The organism is uncultured Corynebacterium sp. (assembly GCF_937999985.1).
Lineage (GTDB): Bacteria > Actinomycetota > Actinomycetes > Mycobacteriales > Mycobacteriaceae > Corynebacterium.
This window is the reverse complement of record NZ_CALLDG010000106.1, coordinates 1-10,387: the sequence shown is the minus strand read 5'-3', so window position 1 is coordinate 10,387 and position 10,387 is coordinate 1. Positions and strand designations below refer to the sequence as shown.

Annotated in this window: 22 protein-coding genes; all 22 read right to left on the bottom strand. The window is 57.7% G+C overall.

Annotated elements, in window-relative coordinates; all coding sequences use genetic code 11:
• Positions 1-81: 81 nt before the first annotated feature.
• The gene (locus Q0331_RS05050) at positions 82-549 is read right to left on the bottom strand and encodes a hypothetical protein (protein ID WP_298075384.1); all 468 of its coding nucleotides are present in this window, start codon (positions 547-549) and stop codon (positions 82-84) included.
• Between the two features lie 174 nt (positions 550-723).
• Positions 724-1,299, bottom strand: coding sequence for a hypothetical protein (locus tag Q0331_RS05045; RefSeq protein WP_298075383.1), 576 nt, complete (start codon positions 1,297-1,299; stop codon positions 724-726).
• Complete coding sequence (locus Q0331_RS05040) at positions 1,296-2,063, bottom strand: metallophosphoesterase (RefSeq protein ID WP_298075382.1); 768 nt, start codon at positions 2,061-2,063, stop codon at positions 1,296-1,298. The genes Q0331_RS05045 and Q0331_RS05040 overlap by 4 nt, the downstream gene beginning before the upstream one ends.
• The gene (locus Q0331_RS05035) at positions 2,060-2,305 is read right to left on the bottom strand and encodes a DUF3310 domain-containing protein (RefSeq protein ID WP_298075381.1); all 246 of its coding nucleotides are present in this window, start codon (positions 2,303-2,305) and stop codon (positions 2,060-2,062) included. The genes Q0331_RS05040 and Q0331_RS05035 overlap by 4 nt, the downstream gene beginning before the upstream one ends.
• A 171-nt stretch (positions 2,306-2,476) precedes the next feature.
• Positions 2,477-2,734 carry a glutaredoxin domain-containing protein gene (locus tag Q0331_RS05030; protein WP_298075380.1) on the bottom strand — a complete coding sequence of 86 codons (258 nt, stop codon included), beginning with the start codon at positions 2,732-2,734 and terminating at the stop codon, positions 2,477-2,479.
• On the bottom strand, positions 2,710-3,354 hold the full coding sequence (locus tag Q0331_RS05025) for a toprim domain-containing protein (protein WP_367274964.1): 645 nt from the start codon (positions 3,352-3,354) through the stop codon (positions 2,710-2,712). Before Q0331_RS05025 ends, Q0331_RS05030 begins: the two co-directional genes overlap by 25 nt.
• Complete coding sequence (locus Q0331_RS10815) at positions 3,242-3,484, bottom strand: CHC2 zinc finger domain-containing protein (protein ID WP_367274963.1); 243 nt, start codon at positions 3,482-3,484, stop codon at positions 3,242-3,244. The genes Q0331_RS05025 and Q0331_RS10815 overlap by 113 nt, the downstream gene beginning before the upstream one ends.
• A 79-nt stretch (positions 3,485-3,563) precedes the next feature.
• Complete coding sequence (locus tag Q0331_RS05020) at positions 3,564-3,836, bottom strand: hypothetical protein (RefSeq protein ID WP_298075378.1); 273 nt, start codon at positions 3,834-3,836, stop codon at positions 3,564-3,566.
• 17 nt (positions 3,837-3,853) lie between these two features.
• Positions 3,854-3,988 carry a hypothetical protein gene (locus Q0331_RS05015; protein WP_298075377.1) on the bottom strand — a complete coding sequence of 45 codons (135 nt, stop codon included), beginning with the start codon at positions 3,986-3,988 and terminating at the stop codon, positions 3,854-3,856.
• An 88-nt stretch (positions 3,989-4,076) separates the two neighbouring features.
• The gene (locus Q0331_RS05010; protein ID WP_298075376.1) at positions 4,077-4,394 is read right to left on the bottom strand and encodes a hypothetical protein; all 318 of its coding nucleotides are present in this window, start codon (positions 4,392-4,394) and stop codon (positions 4,077-4,079) included.
• Positions 4,384-4,818, bottom strand: a complete 435-nt coding sequence (locus Q0331_RS05005; RefSeq protein ID WP_298075375.1) for an endonuclease VII domain-containing protein — start codon at positions 4,816-4,818, stop codon at positions 4,384-4,386. Before Q0331_RS05005 ends, Q0331_RS05010 begins: the two co-directional genes overlap by 11 nt.
• 22 nt (positions 4,819-4,840) lie before the next feature.
• On the bottom strand, positions 4,841-5,662 hold the full coding sequence (locus Q0331_RS05000; protein ID WP_298075374.1) for an AAA family ATPase: 822 nt from the start codon (positions 5,660-5,662) through the stop codon (positions 4,841-4,843).
• Between the two features lie 117 nt (positions 5,663-5,779).
• Positions 5,780-6,559, bottom strand: a complete 780-nt coding sequence (locus tag Q0331_RS04995) for a PD-(D/E)XK nuclease family protein (protein WP_298075373.1) — start codon at positions 6,557-6,559, stop codon at positions 5,780-5,782.
• Complete coding sequence (locus Q0331_RS04990) at positions 6,546-6,758, bottom strand: hypothetical protein (protein WP_298075372.1); 213 nt, start codon at positions 6,756-6,758, stop codon at positions 6,546-6,548. The genes Q0331_RS04995 and Q0331_RS04990 overlap by 14 nt, the downstream gene beginning before the upstream one ends.
• 12 nt (positions 6,759-6,770) lie before the next feature.
• On the bottom strand, positions 6,771-7,256 hold the full coding sequence (locus Q0331_RS04985) for a hypothetical protein (RefSeq protein WP_298075371.1): 486 nt from the start codon (positions 7,254-7,256) through the stop codon (positions 6,771-6,773).
• Positions 7,257-7,430: 174 nt separating this feature from the next.
• Positions 7,431-7,874 (bottom strand): hypothetical protein, encoded by a 444-nt coding sequence (locus Q0331_RS04980; protein ID WP_298075370.1) that lies wholly within the window; start codon positions 7,872-7,874, stop codon positions 7,431-7,433.
• Between the two features lie 21 nt (positions 7,875-7,895).
• The gene (locus Q0331_RS04975) at positions 7,896-8,306 is read right to left on the bottom strand and encodes a hypothetical protein (RefSeq protein ID WP_298075369.1); all 411 of its coding nucleotides are present in this window, start codon (positions 8,304-8,306) and stop codon (positions 7,896-7,898) included.
• Between the two features lie 18 nt (positions 8,307-8,324).
• Entirely contained in the window at positions 8,325-8,495 is a 171-nt protein-coding gene (locus tag Q0331_RS04970; RefSeq protein WP_298075368.1) for a hypothetical protein, read from the bottom strand.
• Between the two features lie 43 nt (positions 8,496-8,538).
• Complete coding sequence (locus Q0331_RS04965) at positions 8,539-8,985, bottom strand: hypothetical protein (protein ID WP_298075367.1); 447 nt, start codon at positions 8,983-8,985, stop codon at positions 8,539-8,541.
• 5 nt (positions 8,986-8,990) lie between these two features.
• A complete protein-coding gene (locus Q0331_RS04960) occupies positions 8,991-9,185 on the bottom strand; it encodes a hypothetical protein (RefSeq protein ID WP_298075366.1) in 195 nt (64 codons plus the stop codon).
• Positions 9,186-9,188: 3 nt separating this feature from the next.
• Positions 9,189-9,455 carry a hypothetical protein gene (locus Q0331_RS04955; RefSeq protein WP_298075365.1) on the bottom strand — a complete coding sequence of 89 codons (267 nt, stop codon included), beginning with the start codon at positions 9,453-9,455 and terminating at the stop codon, positions 9,189-9,191.
• Between the two features lie 362 nt (positions 9,456-9,817).
• On the bottom strand, positions 9,818-10,096 hold the full coding sequence (locus Q0331_RS04950; RefSeq protein ID WP_298075364.1) for a hypothetical protein: 279 nt from the start codon (positions 10,094-10,096) through the stop codon (positions 9,818-9,820).
• Positions 10,097-10,387: the final 291 nt, after the last annotated feature.

Here is a 10,387-nt window from a genome sequence, read left to right as displayed (position 1 = left end):
GCCAGGTGCTGTATGTGTCGCGGGTTTTCGACGGTTCGGGTAGGTCGTAGGTTCTGCGGGTGGTCATGGGGCATCTCCTCCTTAGCTGCGGCGGGAGCCGTCAGCGTTGAGCCAGATGGCCTGTAGGCCAGAGTTACGGTCGATCGGCATGAACGCCTGCCACGGCTTGCCGGTCTTCTGGGATACGCCGGACTTGAAGACGTAGCCCTCCGGGGGTTCCTGGCCGTTGGCCGGGCGGGTGGCTGCTGCTGGCTGGCCGTTGCTGGCCTTGCGTCCTCCTGCGCTGAAGAAAGCGCCGACCTTCTTGGTCTGCTCCAGCAGCTGCTTGGTGCCCTCGTCGTTGAGGGTGTCGAGCGCGCCCTGCGGGGTGTCGGCGTGCACGACCACCCACGGGGCATCGTAGCCGGAGCCGCCCTTCAGGGTTACGACGATCTTGGGCTGGTTTTCGGTGGTTGCCACGGTGGTCTCCTTCTTGTCGGTGGCGGTGTTCTTGTCAGTGTCGGAAGAGTTGTTTGGGGCTTCTTCCAGGCCCGCGAACGGATCATTCATTGGTGAACTTCATCTCCAGTGGGTTGAGGGTGTAGACGATCAGCAGCACGGTTAGCAGCACTGGCGCTACGCGCACGTCTCGTCCGGTCAGGTCTTCCAGCATTGGTACGACGCCGTACTTGGTTGCTAGGAAGGTGATGATCAGCGATACGATCGCTGCGATGATGATTAGGGCTAGTAGTCCTCCTCCTTGCTTGCGGTGCTTAGGGGTCGTGTTCCGAGCCCCTCCGCGCGGTCGAGATCCCGCTGGGATCGCTTGCGGTTCATGGTGGTGGTGAGTTTTTCCAAGCATCGTGACTTCCTTACTCTGTCTACTCGGTCGCGGGATTCTGCTCCCGCGTAGAAATACTTCTTGACGTTCTCGAACTGGTTCGGGTACTCCGCCTCCAGCTCCTCCATGCCGAGCTGCAAATCCATGCGCTCAGCCTCAGTAACCCCCAAACAATCGGCAACGCGCGCCAGGATGTCTGCCACGTCGCGGGTGCTGTAGTGGAAGTTGCCGGTGAAATGGTCGTACGAATCCCGCTCCTGCGAGCAGATCGAGTCTGCCTTCTTCCGCAGAGCGGAACGGATCTCCCCGTCGGAAGAACGATCCATGTACTCGGACACGCTGGGGCTGGTCATAATGAACAGCCACAGATCCTGCTCAACGTCCTCAGCATCGACCAGGCCGTTCCACCTGTACGCTGCCTGCCGAGCGACGCTCTTGACGGTGGCCGAGTGCTTCTCGTGAAAACTGTTTCCGATCACACCGCATACACCTTCTCGTGCACGCTCATCTTCCGCGCCGACACCGGCAGGAACTTGGGGACAACATGCTTGCCGTCGATTGTCAACCAACCAACACCCTGCTGCCAGTTCCCTGTAGCGCCCTTTAGGTAAGTTACCTTCTTCGGGTCCATGATATGACCCACCTCCATTCCTGTTGTTACGTCCGCGACTCCTTCTCTGCCACGGGTTAGGTTACAAATACCAGCGCGGTGCGTGTGACCCATCACAACGTTCACACCCAACCGCTCAGCCGCCTTCAGAGCGGTCATGCCAGCGTTAGGGTTCAGGCGGATACCGCCCAGGTGCCCGTGGGTGGTGATCCACCCCGGGGCTACCGTGTGGAAGTCCGGTAGCCGTTCAATCTCGAACTCGTCGAACCGAAGCAGCTTCTCAAAGTTGAAGTAGTCCGTGTCAGCCAACGCTGGTGCATACTTCTCCATGTAAGCGCGGGGTCGAAGGTCGTGGTTACCCTCGTGCACCCCGATCGGTCCGTCGAACACCTCGCGCAACGGCTCGATGATCTTCTTCACCGCGTTCTTAGAAGCTTCATAAACGCTACCCTCGAACTCGGATTTAGTGCCCTTCGTCCACCTGGACGGCTGAGGGTAGTCCATCAGATCTCCGATGTGTACGATCCGGTCGGGCTTCTCGGACGCGATGATCCGCAGGATCGTCTTCCACACCCGCATGTCCGTATCAGGAAAGTGCGTGTCAGGGATGATCAGCACATTCTCGACTGTCACAGCGGCACCCCCTGGATTTCCTTATCCTCGCGGTTCTCCAGCAGGATCGCGTGGTTCAGGTACCACTGCGCCTTGCCCAGATCCTCCAGGGTGTCACCCTTCTTGCCAGCCCGGGCGATGTACTTGAACACGTTCCCGAGCGCGTAGTTGTCGTGGAAGAACGCGTCGATCACGTCGATGGCTTCCAGCCCACTGCTGGTCTGGTAGTGGGCCGGGTTGTGGATCGCTTTGTGGTTGGTCACTCAGCCTCCTCCTTCTTCAGTTTCTGTCGAATATCCCTGGTTGCGTAGACCGGGGCTTTACCCCAAGCCCCTGCGACTGGTACGTCTTGCAGGAACTGGACCTCCCTACCCTTCAGGGTGGGGAAGTACTTACTCGCTTGGGTTGCTGTTAGCAGGATCGGTGTCTGCTGCCTAGCGATGCTTCCTCACCGCCTCTCGGATCAGGTCTGGCTTGTAGCCGGACCACTCCATCCCGGTAAGCTTCGTGCCCACCACCGGGGCTTGCATAAACCCTTGCTCCTTCACGAACTGTAGAGCCGCCGGGTCACGATCCAGGTCTTCGATCTCGATCTCCGCGCCCAGCTTGGCGAACAGCTTCTTCGTCGCCTCGCACGCGGGGCAGTTCCGCTTCGTGAACACTGTTGCTACTGGTGTGCCGTTGTAGTCCATAGTTTCTCCAATCTCTCCACCCCGTACTTCGTGTACAAGGAATTGATGTCTTCGCCGGGTGGGCATTCCACAACCCGGGCGTTCGATAGTTGCTTAGCCAGGTGCTTTCCGAGCTTTTCTCCGGCTTCGTCTCCGTCGGTTACGACGTGCACGGTGCGGTAGCCGCGGAACAGCTCTGTCCAGTGGTCTTGCCACAGCGTGGCTCCCGGGACACCCACGGTGGGCATCCCCGCCAGCGTGGCTGTGAGGGCATCGAGCTCTCCTTCCGCAATGCAAACCTCTGTTGAGGGTGCGTTGAGCGCCTGGGTGTTGTACAGGCGTGGCCTGTCGCCGGCCATGCTCGCGTACTTGGGTTTTGACCCGTCGATCGCGCGGAACCTCAGGCTCACGCACGTCCACCCGTACCTCGGGTGCCACCGCAGGTAGGGGATCACCAGTTTGCCCCGGTGCTTCTCGTGCTCGGGCAGCGGGTCGTTGACATACCCTAGTCGGTATTTGTCAACCCCATCAAACCCGGTTAAACCTCTTGAGCTTAGGTACTCCTCGGCTTCGCTTCCGGGCAGCGCTTCGTGGTACTTCGATACCGCTGTTTTCAGCGATTCCCTCTGCGATTCTGACAGCCGCGTCACGGCTCACCTCCTCTTCTCTCATAATGATTTTCAGGTAGTCTCCCTTGTACCCGCACCCGTGGCATTTGAAAGCTTCTTTCTCAAAGCTGATGCTCGCGCTGGGGAACTCGTCGCTGTGCACGGGGCAGGTGCAGCGTACCCAACCCGCGAACTCGTCCCGCTCGGGCGGATCCCACTCGGGGTAGTACCTCGCTAGGACTTCACTGATCACCCGGCTGGGCCTCCTTGAGCTCTATTGCCTCGATGTCCTGGAACCGCACGGCGGGGCCTCCGAGCACCAGGTAGGTCGGGTCATCCGGGCTGTAGTCCCCGAAGACTAGCTCTAAGGCTCCGTAGTAGGTGTCGAGCGCGGTGCGCGTACCTTTGATTTTATCGGCGTAGTAGCGGTTCGCGGTCCACACTCTCACCTCGTACACGAGGTCGTCATCGGCTTCCTGCTTCTCGATCCGGTCAAGCATGGTCTGTAGGATCATGCCCTCAAGCCTCCTTTCTAGTAGTCGGTACCATCGTCGATCCAGACGTCCGATTCAATATCCGCGTACCCGAGATACTCCAACTCATCCGGGGTGAAGTCCCGGAGGAGGCTGTTCATGCGCTCGAACACCGCTTCCTCGTCCTTGAACATGCCTGAGACCTGTAGGGTTAGTGCCCAGCTCCCGGCGAACGGTCGTAGCTTAGGGTCTGTGTACCTGTCGATCTGTTTGAACAGCGGATCAGTCATCGAGCGCCTCCCCGTTACCTGCGGCGTGAGCCGCCATGAACGTCCCGACCATGGCTTGGATACACCGCTCAGCCTCTGCGAGGGTTACGGTCTCCGGGAACTCCACACTGGCAGCCCGACCGTCGATGAATAGATCAACCTCGAACCCGGGGCGGGTGATCTTGGTGCGAACACCGTACACCGCCTCGAACGTTGCAGTTTCTACCCTTCCGTAGATGAATTCTTCATCCTCTCTCGGGCGGTCAAGCCTGTGGGATTCTTCCGCCCCCGCTACTGCGAGCAGTAGCTTCTCTAGATCTTTAATCGTCATCTGGAACCTTTCGTTTTCCGATAGCCCCGAAAGCCGGGGGATTGTTGATGTACTGGATTGCGCGGGCGAAAGCTTCAGTATCGTCCCGCAGGTGCCCAAGCACCTTGTAGTTGCACGTCTTGCACAGCAAGCCTCTTACGAACCCGGTGTCGTGGTCGTGATCCACCGCCAGCTTCCGGCGCTGGCCGGTGGCTCTCTGGCAGATGAAACACACGCCTCCCTGGTGCTCGTACAGGCGCTGGTACTCGCTGGCTGTGATGCCGTAGGTGCGTTGTACGTGCTCAGCGTGGCGCGAAGCCTTTAGTTGTTTCCGCCTCTCCCGGTGGTGGGTGGCGCACCTACCCCCGGAGTTGGGGACTATCCGCCGGTAGGTTGTGATGCCTTGGCTTGTGCAGTCCTTGCATCGTTTTCGTTTGCTTGTCACTGGTTAATCAACCCTTCTGTTCCTATGCCCAGGGATCCTCCGGTAAGCCTTCGTTGTCCTTGATGGACATGCGGTACCCGTCGAACGTCAACCCGACGTACGATTGACCTGAAGGGTCTGCTCTCTGTCCACGGTTTTTCACTGTGGATACTCTGAGCTCGTCCATGCCTCCGTAATCGTCGGGGTGCTTGTGCAGCGTGAGTATCAGCTCGGGTACACGCCCGATCTGGCCTTTCACACCGGACAGTGGGATGGGTTGGTTGGCGTCGTTGTAAGGGCCGGTGACGTGGTGCAGCACTATAACGCAAGCCTCTGTTTCTCGGGCTGCGTCGTGCAGCCACGCCATGAGAGCATCAAGGCTTTGAGCCTGGTCGGCCTCGCCCACCTCCAGGTTCACGTCCATCGCGTTGTCCACCACGATGAGTTCGGGGTAGTCGCCGTACAGTTCTTCGTATGCGGCTAACTCTTTCTCGATGTGGGACAGGGTAGGGGAGGGGTCGTAGCTGAACCGGATCGGCGCATGGCCTACGATGTCCCCTACCCGTGCTCCTCCTGCGAGGGCTAGGTCGCCGGCGTCTTGCATGTTCATACCTCCCAGGATCGCGAGCGATCGTGAGAGTTGTACGAAGGCGTCTGAGTCTGCGCTGAAGTACAGGCAGCTCACGCCTGACCGTAGGGCGTAGTTCAGTACGAAGGCGGATTTTCCTGTTCCAGGTCCTGCTGCGACTAGCGCAAGCTGGCCTCTGAGGAACCTGGTTCCATGCCTTTCAAGGGATTCCCACACGGTGGGTAGTGGTTCGCCGGCGGAGCCGCGAACGTCCGCTGATTGTGCAAGCGTTAGCATTCTGCCTCCTCTCTTTCTTCTTTCAGGTATTGTTCTACGGCCAGCATTGCTTCATCCATGCTGGGGGCTCTGACGTGGAATTCTCTCCCGTCGATCCCTGCTACTGTGATGATGAACTCATGCAACCGCAAACTCGCACGATGTCTTTACCGCGCACATTGCGCAGTTGTTTCTGCTGGGTTTGGGTGGGAAGTTTTCGGCCTGGATGTTTTCTTCCAGGGTTTTGAAAGCTTCGTGTGTGGTTTCTCGGTCTACCGCGGTGATGGGGATGGGCTTGGTTGGCTTGCCGGTTTTACCCATAAAATAGTCACCGTGTTCGATTACTACACCGTGCATAATATTCATGGCTTCTGCATAAACCGCCAGCTGGAACGTGTCACCGGGCTTGGATCCGGTCTTAATGTCACGAACCCTCAAACCACCTGGGGTTTCGATCACCTGGTCGATAAAACCTTTAACAGCAACCCCACCGAGCTCGACGTTGAATTCCAGCTCGATAGCGGGATCCCCGTCGGGCGTTACCCAAATCTTCTCTTCGGGGTGCGCTTCGCAGTACGCCACCAGGCTCCTCAGCTGGGCTTCACCGACGCCAAACCTCCGTTCAACATCGACCTCGCCACTGTAAGGGCCTGACCCGAACCAGTAAGCGAAGTTCGGCGTCTCTTCCGCTTGCTCCTCGATGGATCGGGCGTACTCCTCTCGGTAGATCTCCACCAAATCCTCAATGCCGGGCTCCCGGTTCTCCTGCTCCCAAACCTCCATAGCCTTGTGAACTCCCAAGCCTTGGGATAGCCAGCTCGCCGGTCGTTGCCACACCTTGTCGAGCCTCTCCAGCTTGTAGCGGTAGGGGCAGCGCTCGTACAGCCCGCGCTGCGATACACTCCTATGCTTCGGCACGCGCGTACACCTCCACGTTGAACTGTTCAAAGCTTTCCAGGTAGATGGCGAACCACCCCTCCTTCAGAATCTCCGATGTTGCAACCATGTCTGTGGCGCGTGTCACCCTACTGGAGTCGTACCAGCAGTACAGGAACTCTCCACCGTTGATGAGGGTGGAGTAAAACTCTCCTTCGCGCGACTCGATTAGCTCTTCCATATCTCCTTGTTTCTAGGGCATCTCTTCCGGCAACCTCCAGATTTTCCTACCCACTGAGGTTATCCGGGTGCCCGGTCGTATCTTCACGATGAAGTCTTCATCGTCTTCCGTTCGGGGAACGTAGGCGAACCCCGGTGTGTTTGTCAGCCCCGGCATAGCCGGGTACGACGGGTCAAAATCAATGACCTGCCTAAACCTGGTCAGCTTAGTGAGGACCGCCCTAGCCTTGGCTAGGCTGGATCCGTTCAGCTTGTCGAACCCGGTGTAGTTGCCGTGGCCGATAAGCCTCATGCCTTGGTAAAGCGTGTTTTCGTAGTAGTCGGACGGAATATCCCACGGTAGATTTTCGGTGATGATGGGTACTACCGGGGTGTGTCCGCCCTGGATGGCAAGTTTGTTCACGTACTGTCGGGAGACTCCGTATTCTCGGGCGATTGCTGCCTGAGTCAAGCCTTCGTTCATTAGTTCGATTACAATCTCTGGCGATAACCCGCTCATGGGTTTTCCTTTCTCGTTAGGGGATAGTGATAAGCCAGGTGATGTTCTTCTCTTGTCAACAAACCTCAGCAAACACTAAGCTACCGCTTTACTTTTTGGTAAACGCAGGGGGTAGTGAGGGGGTGCCCTCTACAGCTAACCTCTACGTTACCAGGTGGCGGCCATATCTTAGTGTCAGCCCTGTTTAAACAGCGTGTTCAACAATCGCTCTGCGTTCTCAACCAAGTCTTCGCACTCCTCCTCCCAGACTTGCATAAGCAGGGGAGTAGCTACCGCGCTCAGAATGCCCGCCGTGTCCTCTCCAGGGTGGCTCTGGTACGTTAGCCGAGCGTAGAGCCTCGGGAACAGGCGCAAGCATACTTCCAGTTCCTCAGCTCGCTCCCCAAAACCTCCGTCCCGGAACGGGTAGCGCAACCCCACCAGGCGCGGGTCTGTGTACACCAGCTTTAGGTGCTCGACGATCTCCCGCACTTCCTCCGCCCCGATCCGCTCCGGCGGATCCAGCTGCGCGACGATACCTTCGATAAGGTCGAACGGGCTTGCCAGCTCATAGTCGTCGGCCAACTCCCGGACGCGGTAAGCGAAGTAGGGGAACAGTACAGTCTCTTCAGGTTTCATGCCTTTCATACCTCCTTGTGTTCACGCTGCGAAAGCGTACGGTTCTCCAAACGTTCCCGGGTCAGTGACGTTTGCGCACGCTGCGATAAAGTCCCACGCGAGCTCCAAGACTTCTCCCACCGTTTGTCCCCGCTGGTCTCCCAGGTAGAACTCGATCTCGATCATTTCGTCGCCCGAGAACGTGGCGTGGATACTGTCGTACGGATCCAGGTCTTTATCCACGCGCTCGCGAACCAGGTCTTCGAGCCTCACCAAGTCTTCGTTGGTTAGCTCGCGCCCCTCGCGCTCCTCGTGCCACCCGGTCTCTACCTGGAATAGGACAGCGCAGTCGCCGTGCTCGTCGATCTCGACCGCGACGTCGGCGTCGGTCTCGTTGCGCAGCCACACGTAGTCTTCGCTGGCTTCGATAGTGTTGTCTAGCTGGTTGTTCATGGTTTCATGCCTCCCGATTTATTCGATGATTAGGTCGTGGGCGATGCTGCCGTCCAGCAGCTTCAGCCCGGTTCGCCATTCGGCGATGGGGAACGTCTTGCCACCGGGGATCGTCATCGCAGTCCCCGTGCGTGCGTTGCTGTTCCAGGCGGTTACCCGCGCGCGGATCAGCGGGCTGTACAGGTCCATACCTTTGAACGCGACTTGCACGACCGTTCCCTTGTCAATCTGCTTATCTGATTTCAAAGTCCATCTCTCCGGTGTAGGGGTCTTCCCAGTAGTGGCTCTCAAGCCTTGGTAGGGTGTCCTCGATCCATCGTTCAATCTCCAATACCAAGTCTTCGTTCAGCCATTCCCGATCACGGAACGGTGACGCACACCCCAAGGCTTCAAGGGCGATGTCGTTGCCGAACAGATCAGCAGCTTCCCAAGCGTGCTCAACCTGATCCTGGTACAGATGGAGTGCTTCAACCAGCAGGAACGGGTTTTCCAGGGTTAGCTTCTCGATCTGCACTAGCCATTCTCCGATAACCTCGCGGGTCTTGTTTTGCTCTTCGGCCAAACCTCTCAAATCTTCGATGAACGGCTCACCGTGGCGGTCGTTGATGCAAGCCAAGGCTAGGTCTGCCTCGGCAGCGCCCCCGGCGATAGAGTGTAGGCGGGTGTGTGAAAGTGTCATCAGTCTCATGCCTCCTCTTCATAGGCGTACACGGCGTTGCCCAGCAGGTAGAACCAGCTGGAGAACTCTTCGTGCATTAGTAGGTCTTCGTTATCAATCAAGTCTTCGATAACCGTTAGCGGGTCTGCCTGGTCGTAGTCCTCGCCAAGCTCGTGACGGGCTAGGTCTTCCAGCTCTAGCCAATCGATTCTCAGCTCCACGTGTTAGGCGTAACCCTCGTGGGCTGCCAGCGATACCTTTACTGGGGCTGCGTCGCCGATCACGGTGGGGGCGATGAACTCCAGGAAACGGGGCATGTCCCGCGCTACTTCGGCCATCATGTCTTCCATACTCCGGTGCACCAGGGTGCCCCGGTACTCTTCGCCGTGCTTTTCGTAGTACCGTCCGATTTCCAGCTCTTCCAGCGTCCCGATCATGTCCTCCAGGAACGGTTGCAAGTCCCCGGTTAGTCGTCGTGCATCAATAATCATGTCTTACTTATCCTCTCGTGGTTGTGCGATGGTTGGTGTCTCTGGTCGTGGTTCGTGCTGAACTTTCGTGGCTTCATAGTCGGCCACCCCATCGCGGAATACTCCGTCGTCGTGCAACCAAACCTTTTTATCCGCGTAGTAGTCAACGATCTGTCCACACTCTGTGCAGTGCTCTGCTGTTACGCATTGAACGTCGTCGCTGGCCAGGTGTACCCACCCGCAATCAGTCCAGCGGATCGTTTCATCGCAGTTAGCGCATTCTAGAATCATGTCTTCCTATCAATGTCTCGGTCTGTTGTGCCGTCGTGGGCACTCTCGCAACTACCAAACCTTAGGCTTGGTGGCCACTGGAGCGACTACGGTTAGCTGGCCATCTCCGAACTTCTACGCACTAGCGCCTCTTCGATCTCGCGTGCCAAGCCTTCAGTTTCTGGGGAGCTCGGGTAAACCTCGAACACGTAACCCCCGTGCCACCCCTCTTCTTCCCTGATTACGCACACCGGCCCTGCCGTGTCGTACAGGTTCACAACGACCAGCCGGTCGCTGTTGATCCTCCAAGAGAAAGAATGGATAGTACCTCGGTACACCATTCCCGCTACGGCATTCAGTAGGTCGCCGTCGTGCATGTCGATCTCGTTCATAGGTTCAAACCTTTCATAGTAATAGTTGTGTGTGATTAGCCAGGCGGTGTACCCGGCCAGGGGGATTAGTATTAGCCCCGTTAAGAACCAATCAACCGGCATGGTTGCGGTTCCCAAGTCTTTGTCGAACGTCATGCCTTTAGATCGCCTCAACCAGGTCGCCCGGTTCGGGGCTGGACATGCCGTGATCGTCCACGTTCGACCAGATAAACCCGTGGCAAACGTGTTCGCAGTCCATGATCAGATCAAAGTTTTCAGGATCAAAACTTTCTTCGGGTAGGCAACCAACCA